At 65.7% G+C, this 16,989-nt stretch carries 15 protein-coding genes and 1 pseudogene; 9 read left to right on the plus strand and 7 right to left on the minus strand.

The window, feature by feature from the left end:
- Window positions 1-127, plus strand: a 127-nt coding sequence (locus tag O3T09_RS10135; RefSeq protein WP_269295539.1) for an integrase core domain-containing protein, incomplete at its 5' end; no start/stop codon positions are given.
- Between the two features lie 291 nt (window positions 128-418).
- On the opposite strand, the pseudogene O3T09_RS10140 reads toward O3T09_RS10135, so the two are convergent.
- From O3T09_RS10140 to O3T09_RS10155, 4 genes and pseudogenes are all read right to left on the minus strand, one after another.
- Window positions 419-1,789 (minus strand): annotated as a pseudogene (locus tag O3T09_RS10140) (RNA-guided endonuclease InsQ/TnpB family protein); the annotation flags it as partial.
- 82 nt (window positions 1,790-1,871) lie between these two features.
- Window positions 1,872-2,504 (minus strand): HNH endonuclease family protein, encoded by a 633-nt coding sequence (locus O3T09_RS10145; RefSeq protein WP_238692754.1) that lies wholly within the window; start codon window positions 2,502-2,504, stop codon window positions 1,872-1,874.
- A 101-nt stretch (window positions 2,505-2,605) separates the two neighbouring features.
- Window positions 2,606-3,055, minus strand: coding sequence for a helix-turn-helix domain-containing protein (locus tag O3T09_RS10150; RefSeq protein ID WP_119218018.1), 450 nt, complete (start codon window positions 3,053-3,055; stop codon window positions 2,606-2,608).
- 3 nt (window positions 3,056-3,058) lie between these two features.
- Complete coding sequence (locus O3T09_RS10155) at window positions 3,059-3,358, minus strand: hypothetical protein (RefSeq protein WP_135019235.1); 300 nt, start codon at window positions 3,356-3,358, stop codon at window positions 3,059-3,061.
- 309 nt (window positions 3,359-3,667) lie between these two features.
- Here O3T09_RS10155 and O3T09_RS10160 point away from each other — a divergent pair, with 309 nt between their 5' ends.
- Window positions 3,668-3,844, plus strand: a complete 177-nt coding sequence (locus tag O3T09_RS10160; RefSeq protein ID WP_153239426.1) for a hypothetical protein — start codon at window positions 3,668-3,670, stop codon at window positions 3,842-3,844.
- 152 nt (window positions 3,845-3,996) lie between these two features.
- The gene (locus O3T09_RS10165) at window positions 3,997-4,257 is read left to right on the plus strand and encodes a hypothetical protein (RefSeq protein ID WP_127435104.1); all 261 of its coding nucleotides are present in this window, start codon (window positions 3,997-3,999) and stop codon (window positions 4,255-4,257) included.
- Here the strand turns inward: O3T09_RS10165 and O3T09_RS10170 are convergent.
- From O3T09_RS10170 to O3T09_RS10180, 3 genes are all read right to left on the minus strand, one after another.
- Complete coding sequence (locus tag O3T09_RS10170; RefSeq protein WP_069941825.1) at window positions 4,254-4,718, minus strand: hypothetical protein; 465 nt, start codon at window positions 4,716-4,718, stop codon at window positions 4,254-4,256. The genes O3T09_RS10165 and O3T09_RS10170 overlap by 4 nt on opposite strands.
- 449 nt (window positions 4,719-5,167) lie before the next feature.
- Window positions 5,168-5,833 (minus strand): HNH endonuclease family protein, encoded by a 666-nt coding sequence (locus O3T09_RS10175; RefSeq protein ID WP_087114239.1) that lies wholly within the window; start codon window positions 5,831-5,833, stop codon window positions 5,168-5,170.
- Between the two features lie 167 nt (window positions 5,834-6,000).
- A complete protein-coding gene (locus O3T09_RS10180; protein ID WP_331282721.1) occupies window positions 6,001-7,707 on the minus strand; it encodes a DNA methyltransferase in 1,707 nt (568 codons plus the stop codon).
- Between O3T09_RS10180 and O3T09_RS10185 the strand changes: the two genes are divergently transcribed.
- The 6 genes from O3T09_RS10185 to O3T09_RS10210 all read left to right on the plus strand — a co-directional run bounded on the left by O3T09_RS10185 (window position 7,663) and on the right by O3T09_RS10210 (window position 16,605).
- Complete coding sequence (locus O3T09_RS10185; RefSeq protein ID WP_269295521.1) at window positions 7,663-9,114, plus strand: tyrosine-type recombinase/integrase; 1,452 nt, start codon at window positions 7,663-7,665, stop codon at window positions 9,112-9,114. The two genes, O3T09_RS10180 and O3T09_RS10185, sit on opposite strands and share 45 nt — an antisense overlap.
- The gene (locus O3T09_RS10190) at window positions 9,111-9,512 is read left to right on the plus strand and encodes a hypothetical protein (protein WP_269295522.1); all 402 of its coding nucleotides are present in this window, start codon (window positions 9,111-9,113) and stop codon (window positions 9,510-9,512) included. Before O3T09_RS10185 ends, O3T09_RS10190 begins: the two co-directional genes overlap by 4 nt.
- 134 nt (window positions 9,513-9,646) lie before the next feature.
- Window positions 9,647-10,891: a hypothetical protein gene (locus O3T09_RS10195; RefSeq protein WP_269295523.1), complete on the plus strand. Its 1,245-nt coding sequence runs from the start codon at window positions 9,647-9,649 to the stop codon at window positions 10,889-10,891.
- A gap of 137 nt (window positions 10,892-11,028) precedes the next feature.
- Window positions 11,029-12,987, plus strand: a complete 1,959-nt coding sequence (locus tag O3T09_RS10200) for a site-specific integrase (protein ID WP_269295524.1) — start codon at window positions 11,029-11,031, stop codon at window positions 12,985-12,987.
- Window positions 12,962-13,378: a TMF family protein gene (locus O3T09_RS10205; protein WP_269295525.1), complete on the plus strand. Its 417-nt coding sequence runs from the start codon at window positions 12,962-12,964 to the stop codon at window positions 13,376-13,378. The genes O3T09_RS10200 and O3T09_RS10205 overlap by 26 nt, the downstream gene beginning before the upstream one ends.
- Before the next feature lie 131 nt (window positions 13,379-13,509).
- Window positions 13,510-16,605, plus strand: a complete 3,096-nt coding sequence (locus tag O3T09_RS10210; RefSeq protein ID WP_269295526.1) for an Eco57I restriction-modification methylase domain-containing protein — start codon at window positions 13,510-13,512, stop codon at window positions 16,603-16,605.
- The last annotated feature ends 384 nt before the right edge of the window (window positions 16,606-16,989 follow it).

Here is a 16,989-nt window from a genome sequence, read left to right on the forward strand (position 1 = left end):
GCGTGAGGCCCTGGCCGTGTGGGTGAACCACTACAACTACCATCGGCCTCATACCTCCTGCGGGAACGCCCCGCCGGCCTCGTTGGCCCCGGCCCGAGTCAACAACGTCATGACCTCCTACAGCTAGGGCGGATGCTCCGCGCTCTGCGCTTTCCCCTTCGGTTGAGGGGGGTTGGGATGACCAGCCAGTTGCCCGGCTGGACATGCCCACACCCTGGGGTGCGGGCTTGACGCTTCCACGCCCCTGCCCCGCGGCCCCGCCAGATGGCGGGCCCGAGACAGCAGCTCCACGTCCGTTTCGACTCTCCCGACGGCCTCGGGCGAGCCCGACCCCTGCTCCACGCTCCTCCTGCACAGCCCACGCCCGGATGTTGATCGCGGCGTTCACGTCGCGGTCGATCACCAGGTGGCAGGCCTCGCACTCGAAGGTCCGCTCGGCCAGGGACAGCGTGGATTTGACTGTCCCGCAGCGCGAGCACGCCTTCGAGGAGGGTGCGAATCGGTCGATCATCTTCACCTGGGACCCTGCCCAGGAGGTCTTGTAGTCCAGCTGCCGGCGCAGCATCCCCAGCCCGGCATCCAGGATCGCCCGGTTCAACCCGGACTTGGCGGCCACGTTCCTACCCGGCGCCTCGAGCGTCCCGCGGGCCGAACGGGTCATCCCCGCCACGTTCAGGTCCTCCAGGGCGACCACCGCGAAGTCCGTCGCCAGTCTCGTGGACACCTGATGCAGCAGCCCCGCCCGACGTAGGGCGATCCCGTGCTGGAGTGCCGCGATCTGCCGGCGCACGCGCTCGCGGCGGTTCGAGCCGGGCTGGGTGCGGGCGTAGGCGCGCTGGAGGCGGGTCAGGCGGGCGGCCTGGCGGGCACCGGGGCGGCCGTTGTCGATGACCTCGCCGGTGGAGAGGGCGGCCAGGTGCTTGACGCCCAGGTCCACGCCGACGGCTCCGTTGGCGCGCTGGCGACGGCTGGGCCCGGTCCGGATGGGGGTGGGGTCGGCAACGAGGATCGAGGCGTACCACCGTCCGCCGGCCTGGGAGATGGTCATGGACCGGATCTGGGCGCCGCGGCGGCAGGCGCGGACCAGGCGGCTGGTCTTGTCGTAGGTGCGGATGGTCCCCAGGGAGGCCAGGCGCAGGTGCCGGTGGTCGGTGATCACCCCGCGGCGGGGCTCGCCGCGCTTGTAGGGGGTGCCCGCGGCGCCGATGACCTCGGGGGCGGGGATGGTGAAGCTGTCCCGGGACCGGCCCTTCTTCTTGAACCGCGGCAGGCCGACGCGCGCGCCGGCGCGCGTGCCGGCGCGCGTGCCGGAGGCGGAGGCCATCCAGTTCTCGGTGGCCTTCGCGGCGTTCTGGAGGCCGGAGACCAGGACGCGGCGGGGCACGGTGTGCATCCAGGGCTCGGCGTATCGCTCGTCGGTCCATGCCTCGGCCGGGTCGGCGCCGGCGGCGATCGCGGCGGCGGCCTCACGGTGGCGGCGGATCAGCGGGGTCAGGTGGGCCGTGGAGTACGACTGGTAGCTGGCCACGCGGAGGGTGGGGTCGGCGGCGCGCTCGGCCTTCATGCGTGCGGCCAGCTCGGGGCCGGCCAGCCCGGTCTCGGCCAGCTCGGTGCGACGGGCGGCACCGGCGGCCAGGGCGGCCCGGTTGTGGGCGATGAGCATGTTGTAGGCGACGCGCGCGGCGCCGGCGTACTGGGCCAGCAGGGTGGCCTGGGCGGGGTTGGGGTCCAGGCGGTGCTTGAACGCGCGCAGCCTCGGGGCCAGGTCGGTACCCGTAGTAGTCGTCATCGCTCACACCTCCTCCTGCGCCAGCATCGTCCATCCGTTCAGGGGCATGGTCACCCACCCCCCGGACACGTTACGGCCTCGCTCACCCAGACGGGCAGGAGGCCAACACCCTGCGCATCGCCGCGCGCTCGCGCTCGGTGACGCTCAGCCCCCACTTGGCCTTCACCACCACCTGGTGCTCCACGAGCTCACATCGGCCCGCAACGGTGTCCGGCAGCCAGTCCGCCGCGGTCGCATCCGACTTCGAGGTGTTCGCCGGCCCATCCACGGCCAGCAGATTCGCCGGGTCGTTGGCGAACGCCGTGCGCTGGGACTCGTCCCACGCCCACGCCCCGGAGGCCCAGGCATCGGCAAGGGAGACCGTGTGGTCGATATGCACGGCCTGGGAGTCCTGGGAGGAGAAGGGGATCGTAGCGCCGCTGTAGGGGTCCACGAGCTGGCCGGAGAGCACCTTGCACCCCTGCGTGCCGGGCTTGATCTGCACCTGTGTCAGGTCGCGCCGCAGCACGTCGTTGCGGGTGTCACAGCCGTTGCGGTCCACGTCCGCCCAGCGCTGGCCGAATGCGTCTCGCGTGTAGGCGCTGGCCGGTGCCGCGGAGGTCAGGGCCAGCTGCTCGAGCTGGCCCCCGACCGGGCCGGCCGCCGGCGTCGGGGACGTGTCGCCGAGTGAGGGCAGCTCCACTCCGCTGGGCAACGCCACCTTGGGAAGCTTCACCTCTGGCACCTGGACCCCCTGCACATGTCCACCCCCGACGGCGCCAACCACACCCAGAGCGGCCACCACGGCGACGACGCTCGAGACCCATCGACGCACGCTCACGAGCCCGCCCCCTCACCCTCCTGCGGAGTGGGCACAGCCTCGATCACGGCGTGCAGCCCATGGCTCACCCGCAGCCGGCGCGCGGCCTCGGCGGTAGCCGCCCGGTGCAGCTCCACGGGAATCACCTCGATGCCATCACCCATGTCCGGCTCCTCCATCTCCGGCAACCACCTGTAGAAGGAACCGCGGGAAGCGTAGGTCAACATCAGCGCGGCACCGGCCTGCTCATGCACGCGCAAGGTCTCGGCGATCAGCTCCTCCACGAGGCGCTCGCGGTAGTCCTCCAGGCGGGTCATGGCCGAGTCGATCCAGGACCAGTCCCGCGGCGGGTTCTTGCCGAACTCCCAGCGGGTGATGCTCTTCTCCGCGACACCCAGGGTGTCGGCGAGGGCGTCGCGGGACAGACCGAGGGCCTCTCGGCGGCACTTCAGCTCGATAGCGTTCATGGCTCAGACCTCCGCCTTCTGGTCGGCCGGCTCGTCCTGGTCGGTCACGCCGTACTCCTGACGCAGGGCCTCCTCCTCGAGGCGCAAGCGGGTGATGGCCTTCATCAGGGGCTCGCGACGGGTGTGCAGCTCGTTGTTGGCGGCGTCCTCCCAGCTGTCCAGGGTCCAGCCGGCGCCCTGGATCTTGCTGACCATGACGGCGTCGGGGGCGCGCAGGTCGTTCTTGATGCGGGTCCAGGTGGAGGGCGAGGTGAAGCCGGCTTGCCGAGCCATCTCGTTGACGGAGTAGTAGAAGGTGGTCATGGGGGTGCTCTCTCAATCTGGAGGCGACAGAATCACCTCACGTAGGTCTAGCGATACACGTCAAACCATACGCGTCATTCCATACCCCCGCAACCCTTATCCACAACCTTCCCCCCGTCACCACTGCCCCTGCTACGGTTTGCACAGGTCGAACGTGAGCCCATCCCGTAGGGCCTGCGACTTAGAAGCCCTCCTGGCCATCCCCCCTCCGCGCCGGGAGGGCTTCGCTCTGCCTGGCGCCCAGAAGGGACATCACGGCCGCGCGACGGCCTTATCCACGGTGAAGGACACCCGCGGATCGGAGGAGCCATGAGTATCGAGGTCGAGCACCTGGAGGCCGCCCTGGCCGAGGCCAGCGAGGTGGTGACCGACAGCGAGCGCGCACATGCGAGCACCGCAGCCTGCCATTGGTGGCACTGCTGCCAGGTGCTACAGCGGTTCATCGACACCCCGGACGCCTTCCCGCCTGTGGCGCCGATCGCCTAGACTGGACCCCAGAAGCGCCCCGCTTTCCCGTTGATCTGACAGTCGCAGGAACCTCGCGGGGCGCTTTCGCGCGCCCAGAGCTTGTTGCCCTCCACCTGCCAGCCCACCTAGTATGTTGACGTCAGATCAACGTAAGGGTGGAGGTGTCCCTGATGATCCAGGTGTCCTGGCAAGGGCGGATGACCACGTCCCTGCCGTCCACAGATTCCGAGGTGGCCCGCTGGGTCGCCCACGACCGTCCCGAGATGGTGCGCGCCCAGACCGCCGACGGCACCGCCTACCGGCCCGACGCCGCTCAGGTCCTCGCGTTCATGCAAGCCCAGGCCCACCTGGCCCAGATGCTGCGCTTCCAGTACGCCGCCGCCCACGGGCTGGTGCCCGCGCACGCAGGCGCCGTGCTGACCGCGCCCTAGTCCCGCCACTTCTGCGGAATGGCATCCACCATCATCTCTCGAAAGGTCTCGGGAGCGTCTGCCTGGCCCCTCATGGTTGCCTTGTCCTGCACTACCACCGCGACGAGCAGAAACAACGGAGTGAGAGTACTGAGGATGTAGCCCGGAGCAGACCACATCTCCGCCGCAAGGCCCATCACCAGTAGCCACAGAGACCCGTAAAGGATCGTCGCCCATGCGGACCACGGAAACCGCTTCCATCCCGTAGGGCGAAGACTCGCCAGCACCCGCAAGCTGGTTGCCGCCAAGACCGCAAGGACAGCAGACTCCTTTACCCATGCAGGCTCGTCGGCGGTCGCGCCAGCCGCCGCCAGCAGAGCACCCCCCGCCGTTATCACGGAGGCCAACAACGTGATAACCGCCGCTCTGTATCTCCCCTTCCTCGCCCACTTCTCTTGCAGCTCCTTCGCGCGAGCAGCCACCACATCATCGGGCAGTGGGTCAGCGGGCCGTGGTGCTCGATCTTGGGCAACCACAGCGCGGAAAGCAGCTACCACTCCGCACACCCCCAGCACCCAATCGACCACGTTCAGCGATCCGCTCCTGCGCCTCGGTGCGCGCGACATCCTCAGCACCCCCTCTCGAGGACGCGGGTGTGTCGGGGCGTCTGCCCGGGACTCAGCGCCACGTGTTCAAGACCCGTGCTCTCGGTCATGGTCGTTCTCCGTTCAGGTAGTTCGGCGCCGTTTCAGTCGTCCTCGCCGCGCAGGTAAAAGCGCAACACGCCCACGATTCGCTTGTGGATCTCAGGGGTGGCCGTGACAGACATGGGTACGAGCACAAGTCCTCGAACCAGCCCCCCGGACAGACCAATGCCCACACCCGCAGCCGTCAACGTCTAGGGGATGGGCGCCATTGCGGCCGCGCAGCCTCAGTACCGGGTCACCTTAAGGGTGGTGTTCGTGCAGGAGGCGGCCTTCTTCACCAAGAACGCCTTCTCCGTGGCGTCAGCCTTCAACCCCCAGCGGATCTTCACCGCGGTCCAGTCAGCGATGTACTTGCACTGGTTCTTCGGCGGCAGCCACTGCTCCGGACCGCGGGCCTGCTTGGCCGAGTTCAACGCCGAGGTCTGCGCGTTCAGCGACCGGTCATCCCCCAAGTCGTTGTAGAACGCCACCCGCTTGGCCTTGGTCCAGTACCGAGCTCCCGAGCCCCACGCCTCATGCACGGGCACCAAGTGATCGATCTGCAGCGTCGATGCAGACGTGTGCGTGCGCAGATCCCAGCTGCTCACCCACTTGCCCGTGGCCACCGTGCACTTACGGGCCGTCGTGAACTTCGGGGTGGTCTTGGACTCCGCGATCAACACCTCCGCCCGCGTGTTCTGGCAGTCCCTGTTCGCATCCTTCCAGTCCCCGAACTGGGCGGCCCGGTCATAGCCGGCATTTTTCTCCGCCGCCACCGGCAACGACGCCACAGCCGTGCGCAACGGGGCCGAGTACGTGGTGCCGGCCGCCGCCGGGCCCGCACCCCCCAGGACAGCGGTGGCGACGAAAACAGCAGCAGTGGCCAGAGAAGCCAGAGAGCGTCGTGACATGGGCGAGTTCCTTGCTCGAGTGGATGACGCGATGCGAAGTCGCATCGCAGCTGAGCCTAAGGGGACTGGTACACGGATAGGTGACAGTTTGTCTCACGCCGCGTGTGCGGTCGTAGCCGAACAGACCAGCGGCCTCGAACGCTGACCCATCTCCGCGCCGGGAGCGCTCAGGCGCGCTCGGCGTACAGCTCCATCAGGCGCGTCTGACGGTCCTTCTCGGTCGCCCCCGCCGGCAGGCTGAGAAGGCCGTCCATGACGCGATCCAACCCGGCGTGCGCCTTCACCAGCGCAGGGTCCATCGCCAGCGGGTTGTAGTGCTGGGCCAGCGAACGCTCCGGGTGCAACGCGCGGGCCTCGAGCACCCCCTCACCTGCGGTTATGAGCTTCGACCGGTCCGTCTCGGACAGCTCCGGCAACGGCAGGGTGTTCCACACCAGCGTGTTCGAGAACCGCAAGTCCGACTTGATCTGTCCACCGACCATGCGCTGCCATGCGATGAACGCCGACGACGAGATCACTGCGAAGGCTAGGCCATCCTCGTCCGGGACGACGAAGTTTGCATCTCCCGCGATGACCTCGGGATCGAAGCGTGCGGCCGTGAAGAAAGCCCTGTTCTCCGACACGTGGCGGGGAATGCACAAGTACGCCTGGGAGGGAGCCCGGCGTTCTCCAAACAGGTGCGGCGTGGCTGCGAGCTTCCGCGTGGCCGCGCGCTTGCTCGCGGCCCGGTACTCCCGATTCCGCTCGATGCGCTCGCGCAGGAACGGAGAGCGAGCGACATCATCGGCATCGACGTCGACCAGCCACAGGCACCAACGGTCGAGGTCGTGGATGAGCTCGCGGGCGCCGACGAATCGGCGCACATATTTGGAGGCCCTCGCGTCAGCCAGCGCGGTGGCATGGCCCTCCGTGTCCAAGAGCAGGTTGCCGCCGTCGTTGGCCATGCTCCCAAACACCGCCCCCGGAAGGTCTGTGCTGAGCGGCTTGCTTCGGGGCTGCACAAACACGTCAGGCCCTTCAACCAGGTACGGGTTGATGCGGCTCACCGGCTGCATCTCCGGTGTCCCTGCGCCGGCCCGGTAGGAGAAGAGCGGCCTCGAGGAGCGCCGCTCCTTGACCATTCCGACGATCACGCAGTGCACGGCCGCGGCGTTCGCCGCTTCAGAGGTCCAAGTGAACGTGCGATGCGCGAACAGCACTGTCCACCCGTCCTCGAGCAGATCACTGAAGAGCGCAGCCACCTGCTGCCCCTGAGTGATGCTGTTCGTCGTCACGAACGCGAAGCTCGCCTGCTCGGTGTCGGCCAGGTAGGCCGCGGCCTTGGCGTACCAGCCCGCGCAGTAGTCCAGAAGCCCAGCCTTGCCACGCGGCCACAACGCGTTCGTTTCAGCCTTCTGCTCGGCCGTCATCAATCGTGCCCCGATGAACGGAGGGTTGCCCATCACCCGCACGTCCTCCGACGCCGGAAGAACCGAGTTCCAGTCCAGCTCGAGCGCGTTGCCGACCACAATGTGCGCCGACTCCGACAGGGGCAGCTGCTCCGGGGAGATGCCGATCTTCAACGACATGTCCTGGTTCGCCTGGTGGTTCACCAGGAACATCGCCGTCCGGGCGATGGTCGCCGGCCACTCCTCCAGCTCGATCCCGTGGAAGTGCGGCATGCGCACCTTCACCGTCTCGTCCTCATCCAGTACCAGCGCCGTCTGGGAGCGCTTCTTCGACAGCTCCTGCCGGCGCACCAAGATCTCCAACTCCAGGGCACGCAGCTCCCGGTAGGCCACGATCAGGAAGTTCCCGCATCCGCACGCCGTTATGTGTAGGTTCCACATATGTCTCTCGGCACGGTTGGCTCTCACGGCGACACGCGCATCCATCTGCGGTTCGCGGACGACGGTCCAGTTGCTCCCCACCCTTTACTCACGCCCTCGCTCGAGCACGCGGACTACTCTCGGCGGCTGACCCGCGGTACTCCGATCTTGTTGGACGAAACATGGCGGCCGTTGGAACCTTGGCTCGGCTACTTTCGACACCTCGCCGCAACTTCGAAGCCACTGACGCTGCGTAACTACGGATACGACGCCCTGCGATTCGCGAATTTCCTCCATCACCGCGGAAAAGACATCCTCCAGGCCACGTCCGATGACGTTCTCGCATATCGCGATCACCGGCTCAATGACCAGGAGAAGCCCGTATCGGCCGGGACTTGGCAACGAGAAACGGTCACTATCCGCGGCATCTACTCCTTCCTCCAACAGACGGGGCAACGCAACACTCCGCCGTGGCTCACCATCGGTGGCAAGTCAGCACTGGCCAGTCGATGGACCACCGAACCTGACATCCGCCCACTGACTCGGAACCAGTGGTTGGCCTTCCGGGACATCGGGCTAGGAGGCACCTTGCCCGACGGTGAACTCGACACCAGCTGGCGCGGCGACAACCCGTTGCGCTCAAAGGCCGGAGCCCAGCTCGCTCTGACCACCGGCATGCGTGTGGGCGAGTTCTCTTCCCTCATCACCGCCGAGCTCCCCGTGAACAACGCCGATGGAGCCACCCTGCTCCTGGAAGCCTGCGCGAAGTACTCCAAACGACGACGTGTCCATGTGCCGCCAGCGACCTTGCAACTGGTCGACCTCTATCGAGCCACCGAGCGCCGCAATCGTGTCGCCGCCTCACGTGGAGCCCTGTGGTCGAGACGTCGCGAGCTCTACCTAGTTACCGAAATTGACCACCACACGCAGACCGTACGAGGTGCGGTGAACGGAACCTCATCGACGTGGCGCTTCCACCAATTTCCGCCTCACCTTCGCCGCATCGCCGTCATGGACACGGAAGCCGGCATGGAGGCACTGGGACTCTTCCTCGGACGCGGTGGCCTACCCATCAGCCTGCGTGCATGGCACACCACCTTCGCGAACGCCAGCCGCCGAGTCGCCGACCTTGCACCGGTTCAGATGGGCGGACGCCGAGCAAGTGTCACGCCCCACGACCTGCGCCACACCTTCGCCGTAGTCCTCCTCAAGGTTCTTACGGCACGAGCACTGAGCCGAGAGAACGCCCGGCAGGCAGGGGATTTCGGGCCCTCGTCACTATCCGAGCACCTGACCATCAACCCACGGTTGACCGTCCAGCGCCTCCTCGGGCACTTCAACCCAGCAACGACGATGGTCTATCTGCGATACCTCGAGGACACCGATGCCCTTATCCAGGATGCCTTTGAGCAGTGGGATGACCAGGGCCGAACCTTCGCCGAGCTCGTCCTCGAGAAGCGAGAGACCACGTGACCGTCGAGGATCTTTCGCCCCGCGTCTTTGCCCGTGAGGATGGAACCGTCCTGAGGCGGCTGCGGATTGCCCCTCTGGACCACCGCCATCCTCGGCTGGCCGCGAATCTCGCAGACGCCCTGCAAACCCTGCGATCCACAACGGCTCTGAGCGACGGCACGACCTACCACTACAAGCGACTGATCATCACACTTCTCTCGGCACTGCCAACCGCCCTTCCCAGCATCGTCGACCTGAGCAGTCCAAGCGCCGCGCTCACCAACGCCTTCTACGACTGGGAAGCTTCGCTCCTGGGCCACTACGGCCATCGCAGCGCAGTCCCCCAGTCCCATGGCAAGCGCCTACGCCGCCTGGTCCGCACCACGGCGCTACAGGGAGCCCGCTCAACACCGGACTGAGAAGGTGGGCAGACAGCCCTCCCCTTCACGGCCCCGGCAGCATCAGACCCCTGGATGAGTTCTCCAACGCCGAGCGCCTAGCCATCCGCGACCACTGCCGACAGCTCATCCGGGGGCTAGAAGAACGCCGAAGCATGGGCCTTGCCCTCATGGAACAGGGTTCGGACCCCCGCATCGGCGGCTGGGACGGCCCCAACACCATGTGGGCGCTGGCGAATCTCGGACGGCCCGGGCAAGACACCATCGCCCATGAGGTGGCCGAAGCAGATGTCTTCCCCGCCGGCCCCGAGGGCACAACCCGAAACGTGAGGGCGGCTACCCGCGTCGCACTGAGCTACCTCTACCCCGACCGCATCGATCTCGTAGCCTTCCGCACCGTCCTCCAACTTGCCACGGGGGCTGCCCCCGAAGAGTGGACCGGCGTAACCCTTGCGGACATCGACGTCGAGCATGAGGTCGTGAGGGTCAGGTTGCGCAAGACGCGAGCTCACCAGTGGCGAACCCTCGTCTGCCCGGTCACGACAGACCAGCCGGGCACAGGCTGGAGGTCGGGTGACATCCTGCTACGGCTACTGAACGCCACCGCTCTCGTACGACACGAACTCTCCGACCACGGCGCCAGTCCGCTGTTCGCCACCGTCCTACGGAACCCGACGGGGAACTTGTGCGCCCGCCCCGTGAAGTTCAACCAGCAGGAGTTCAGCGAGCTCCTTGGTGCCATCGAGAGCCCGATCTCCCGACCGCACGACTCACGGCGGCTGAGGAAGACGGTCAAGAGCGTGCGAGCCGCACTGCTCCGCAGCATCGACATCGCCGCTGATGACAACACGGTTCCCGTCTTCCATCGACACTATGCCCAGAGCACGACCATCCACGTCCTCGCCGGTGAAGCCGTCACCGCCGCGCAGACCCAAGTCCTCGATCGACTCCACGCTGGCCCTACCGTCATCACCGCACCCTCACACGAACTCACCGGCGCCGCCGACCCGCAGATTGCGGCCGCCGCGACCGCTGAAACCGCAGCCTCGCCTGCTGACCGGGCCATGGGGCCGGCAACGTGCGCCGACCCCTACGCCTCTCCCTACAGCGTTGCGGGCCGCCTGTGCGAGCACCGCCCGTCAATGTGCTTCGCCTGCCCCAACGCGATCGTCTTCACCGATCACCTGCCGCGCCTGCTCGCCTATCGCGAGATCCTCGAAGGCCAGCGCCGCGAGCTAGCGCCCCAGCACTTCGCGTCCTCCCATGGGCAGCAGTTGCTCAACCTCGAGGCCGTCCTGAGCCAGTTCACCCCCGAGCAAATTGAACGCGCGGAGGGCGAACTCACTGATGCCTCCACGGCGATCCACGTCCCGATGTCTGAAAGAGGAACCCACCTATGAATCGCCGGCTCGCCCTCACCCAGAAACGGCTGCTCAGCCGGTACTGGGACGAAGCTGCTCCAGTCCAGTTGTCTCGTCCCGCCGGAACGGAGAGACCGGTCGTGCGATTCGGAGAGACCCGCCGGTGGAATCTCCTCGTGCCCGATGCAAACCCCGCTGCCGGCAGCGACGCGACCAGCCTGAACTTTGGACGACTGCACGGAGAATGGAACCTACGAGGCCGCGAGATCGCCATGGCACTCCTTAATCCCACGCATCCGACGCTCCGAGACAACGGCGTCCACCTGCGTCGACGGCCACCGTCCGTCAAGACCATCTCCAGCTACCTCTACGGTCTGCGAACCTTCGCCGCCTGGCACAACCAGCACCTCCTCGGAGAAAGCCTCTCCAATCTGAGCGACGACGATCTCGCCATGTTCCTGACATCCCTAGAGGCGTCACCGGTCAATACTCGGACCTGTGCGATCGAAGCCGTACGGCAGCTCCATCAGCTAAGTCCCGTCATCACTGGCGGCTCAGTCGCCGTCGCCCCATGGCCGGGGAAGAGCACGCAAGCCCTGACCGGACGCCGTTCCAGCGCGGAGCTCAGTACTCCGGTCATCGAACCCGCCGTGTGGTGGCCACTCCTGCGAGCGTGCTGGCAGTACATCGATGTCTTCTCTCACGACATCCTCGCTGCCAGCGCCGAGTGGGACGCGCTCAACCTCTCTCGGGAGCACCGCAGCCGGGTCAACGACCCCGACGCCCTCCTCGAGCGGTGGATGGCCAGCCCCTTGGCCACCGTCCCCACGCACCGACTCACCTACGGTCGCTTCCGAGCGGGGGAAATCCACTGGACTCTGCTCTCGCTCCTGATCACGGACGGCAACAGTCCGACTATCTTCGCCAACGTCCGATTCAATCCGGTGCGTGCCAGACGCGAGGTGATTAAGACTGCGGTGCGCAATGGCTCCCTCCGAGTGTCCCCCGGAGGACTGCGAACCAGGGCCCAGGACGTCAAGCGCGCCGACGGAAGTTCAGGCCCATGGATCTCAGGCTTCGACCCGGCCACCATCCGCCAGCAACTCACCGCCCTTCGCACGGCCTGCTACATCTTCACCGCAGCGCTGACGATGATGCGCGACTCCGAGCTCCTGAGCATCATCAAGGGCTCGCTGACCACGTTCTACGGGAGCCCGGCGGTCAACTCTCGCGTCTACAAGAAGCGTCGTCAACCCGAGCACCACCGATGGTGGATCATCGAGCCAGTCGCCCAGGCGATCACGCTCGCTGAGAAGCTCTCAAGCAACAACTACGTCTTCGCCAGCACCCGAAGTGGGCACAACCAGCGCTTTGACCGCACCGAGCAGATCCCCCACTTCATCCAGCGAGTTGCAGAACTAGGACCGGATTCCGGCCTCGAGCCGATCCCGCCGGACCACATATCTCCGCACCAGTTCCGACGAACCATGGCCGTCCTCACTGCCCAGCAGCCTGACGGTGAGATTGCTTTGGGGATTCAGCTCAAGCACGCCACGCGCCGTGCCCTCGCCAGTGTCACCACAAATGGCTACGCGGCCGAGACACCAGCATGGGCGCGCGACTTCGACCACGAGCTCCAAGACACAACCGCCGCCAAGCTTGTCGACCTGTGGGCCAACCGTTCCCCACACGACGAGCTTCCTCTCGCCGGCGCCGGAGCTGGCACGTTCCGGGACGGGATGCGCGCAGCCGCTGACGAGGCCATGGCCACCATGCAAATCGGTGACGAACGCACCCTGCGTAACCTGCTTCGACACAAGTTCTCCACACTGCGGTGGGGCACGATCAACCATTGCCTCGGGGTAACCGATCAAGCGCTCTGCCTGCAAGGACAGCCCGCAGACGCGGTAGCTCAGGGACCGATGCCAAACCGGTGCAAGCCGGGCCGTTGCCGCAACTCAGTAATCACCAGCGAGCACGCACCCGTGTGGATCGCTGAGGAGGCCGATCTGCGCAAGCACCTCAAGGATCAGCGCCTCGCTCCTCATACACGCCGGCAGCTCGAAGCCGAGCTGCACGATGTCCAACAGATCACCAAGGAGTTCCGCCGTGGCCGAGACGCCCCTCACCAGTGAAGTGAAGCTGAGGCAAGCCATGGAACGACTCCTGGCCGGAACGCCGGAGAGGACCGATGGACGCCTGATCAAGGAAAACCTCTATCGCGAGGCCGGCGTCAGCCGCGCCACCATGAACCGCTATTCCGACGTGCTCGCGGAGTGGGACTCGAGAGTGGACTCCCCCGCACCCCGCGATCGAGAGATTCAGGCACTCGAAGCCGCCCTCTCTGATCACCGAAACACCATCCGGCAGCTCCGTGCGAATGCCTCCGAGCTCGAGGCCCAGCTGACCAAGGCGGCCACGGTCATCGCCGAGCTCACCCTCGAGAATGAGGCACTTCGGGACCGAGTCGCCAGCAGCACGGTGCTGCCACTTCGCCGCCCTAGCTGTACCGACTCGGGACGTTAGTGGACCGCAGGCGGTGGGGATGGAGGACTTCTTGTCCCACTGGGAGGTTGTGCCGAAGGCGCAGCCGGATCAGTTTTTGAGAGACCCGACACGCCCGGGCATTTATGACCTCCCGCCCTAGGATGACCGTCATGGCAACCGAGCAGGTTATTGAAGTCGTCGATCGGATTCGCCGGCGAGACGCGAAACGTCCCGAAGCACAGTTGCAGGCCGAGATCTACCAGCTGCTCACGATGGGGGCCCTGAACCTAGAGACCGACGACGTCGCTCAGCTCGAGGTTCAGACTCAAGACGGCACCCGACGTCGTCTGGACGTGCAGATCGGGCACTGCTGCATCGAGGTGAAAAAGGATCTGCGCGTCGGGAATGTTCTGACTGACGCACGGGCCCAATTGGCCGGCTACGTGCTGAACCAGGCGCGGACATACGGCCAGCGATACGTTGGCATCCTCACCGACGGAGCTCGGTGGCACCTGCATCGCCTCGTCGACGGCACGCTCGTTGAGGTCGACGTTCTTGACGCTGCCTCAACCGATGCTGACGGGCTGCTCGTTTGGCTCGAGTCCGTGCTGGCCACGGCGGCACACATCATCCCTACGTCCGCGCAGATCGAAGCGCGCCTTGGAGCCGACTCCCCAGGGCACAAACTCGACCGAGATACACTCGCGAGTCTGTATGCCGCGGGGCAAGACAATCCCGAGGTTCAGGTCAAACGGGATCTATGGGCCAAGTTGTTGCGTACTGCCTTTGGCCACGGGTTCAATGACGATCCGGACCTGTTCATCAACCACACCCTGCTCGTTCTGACTGCCGAGGCTATCGCGCACGCCGTTGCCGGTTTTGATCTGACCCACGACGGTCTGACGGCCTCGGACATCGCCCGCGGCACCCGCTTCCACGAGGGACAGATCTACGGAGTTGTCGAGGAGGACTTCTTCGACTGGGTCCTCGACATCGATGGTGGCGCCGAGTTCATCACGGATCTCACCCGACGAATCGCGCGCTTCGATTGGAGCAAGACCACCGACCACGACGTCCTCAAGGCGCTCTACACGTCAGTCATCTCTCCCCGCGTCCGTGAAGCACTCGGCGAGTACTACACCCCCGATTGGCTTGCCGAAAGAATGGTTGCCGACGTCTACACCGACCCTCTGTCGATGCGCCTGCTGGAGCCCAGTTGCGGGTCCGGGACCTTCGTCATGCATGCCGTCACTGCCCACCTCGAGGCCGCCGAGCAAGCTGGTATGAGCACCGGCGAGGCCATTGCCAGCACGACGCGTCATGTGATCGGTATGGACATCCACCCCGTCGCTGTAGCTCTCGCCCGCGTCACCTACTTGATCGCGATCGGTACCCGTCGCCTGCAGGACCCCTCCCGCGGGGCGGTCTCCATCCCTGTTTATCTCGGTGACAGCATTCAGTGGGAGCAGCGTCGCGACCTGCTCACCGGAACGAACGACATCACCATCTCCACCAGCGGTGAAGATCTCATCGAGGGCGGTGGCGGCGCCCTCTTCGGCGACGACCTGCGCTTCCCTCAGAGCATCCTGGACGATGCGGGTGTCTTCGATCGCCTCGTCTCAGAGATGGCCGACGCCGCCGTGGACCCTCGCAAGGACGCCCAGCAAGCCGCCACCGTGATGAAGCCGATTTTGCGGCGTGCTCGGCTGATCGAGGATCCGGATGACGACCAGCGCGCGTCAGACCGAGCCTTGCTCATCACGACTTTTGACACCTGGCGCCGACTGCATCGCTCTGGTCGTAACCACATCTGGGGCTACTACATCCGCAACCTCATCCGCCCCCTGTGGCTGACCCGAGGCGACAACAAGGTCGACGTCTTGGTCGGCAATCCTCCGTGGCTCGCTTTCTCTAAGATGACCCCGGCGATGCAGGACCGATACCGGGCCATGGCGAAGGAGAAAAAACTACTCAGCGGGCGCGGCGTGGCCGGGCGCGATCTGTCGACCCTGTTTGTCGCCCGCGCCGCCGAGCTCTATCTACGTGAAGGTGGGGCCTACGCGTTCGTTATGCCCCACGGCGTTCTGAGCCGTCAGTCTCACGCCGCCTTTCGCACCGGATCATGGTCGTCCAGCGCGGAATCACTCCATGTGCGTTTCGACACGTCCTGGGACCTAGACGACATCACTACAGGGTTTCCCATGTCATCCTGCGTGATCCGGGGCCACAAGTCCTCTTCCTCACGTGCGCTGCCGAACACGACTCGGGCCTGGCACGGGCGCCTTCCCCACGGCGGTGACGTGCCCTGGGACGAGGCAGCATCGCGCGTGACGACAACTACGGCTCTGGTGGCAGACACATCTGCTGCGCCCGCCGCCGAGGAATCGCCGTATCGGGCCCGATTCCGACAGGGCGGAATCCTTGTGCCGCGCATGGCATTGTTGGTTATCCCGAACCGGCATACTGGCCCCTTTGGCGCGGGCGCTGGGCGAGTGGCCGTCGAATCCTTGCGGGTCGCACAGGAGAAAGAACCCTACAAGTCGATGCCGTCCTTGAGCGGCACGGTGGAGAGCAACTACGTCCGTGAGGTGCACCTCGGGGAGACCATTGCCCCCTACCGCGCTCTCTCGGCGCGCACTGGTGTCCTCCCTCTGGCCGACGACCACATTCTCACCCCCGATGAGGTCGATGACCACGACGGCCTAAGTCGCTGGTGGGCCGACGTCGAGAGCGCCTGGGAGGCCGGCCGCAAGCCCTCTGAGACCAAACCCCTTCTCGAGCGCTTTGACTACCACCAGCAGATTTCCCGCCAGCTCCCCCTCGCACCTCACCGGGTGGTGTATAGCAAGGCCGGAACAGCTCTCGCCGCGGCCCGTCTCGAGAACAGCGATGCGGTCATCGATCACAACCTCTACTGGGCCGCGACAGAGAGCGCGGAAGAAGGCCGCTATCTCGTCGCCATTCTCAATAGTGCGACTCTCCTGCAGCGGGTCCAGCCCCTCCAGACCAAGGGCCTGCTCGGACCACGTCACTTCGATAAGTACGTCTTCCACATTCCATTCTCCACTTACGATCCAAGAAACGAAAAGCACCGACGATTGGTCGACCTCGCCGCCCAGGCAGAAGGACTCGCTGCCGGCCTCGATCTTGAGGGGATCCACTCGACCAAGGCGCGATCTATAATCCGCGCGTCTTTGACCGACGCTGGGTTGACCGAGAAGATCGAAGCCGCCGTCGAGGAAATCCTGCCGCGCATCAATCCATGAGTGCTGTAGCGTCCAGGTCTTGAAGCATCCCATTGTCGATGGCGTGGGACATCGCGGATAGTCATAGGAGCACAAGTATTCATTCACCACTGGATCGCTGGCGAAGTCCTCGGCATTCGGTGAGCTCGGCGTTGCGCAGTGCACCTGTAATCGGACGGAGCACTACGCAAGGGTAGGCGGACGGTGCCTGCCCGCCGACGGCCGTGCCATCTCGGCCGCTCAGCCTTCAGGTCTCCGCAATGCTGACTCGTAGCGCCGCTTGCATAATGCGGATCACGCAGGGATCGCATGCTCCCTTGATCCGTTCCCGCGCGCACACCAATATTCCTATCGACAGCAGACACCAGACACACCCAGACAGCCTGATGAATCAATACCTCAAGG

This window comes from Micrococcus sp. H39-S4, assembly GCF_027158145.1.
In the GTDB taxonomy this organism is placed as follows: domain Bacteria; phylum Actinomycetota; class Actinomycetes; order Actinomycetales; family Micrococcaceae; genus Micrococcus; species Micrococcus luteus.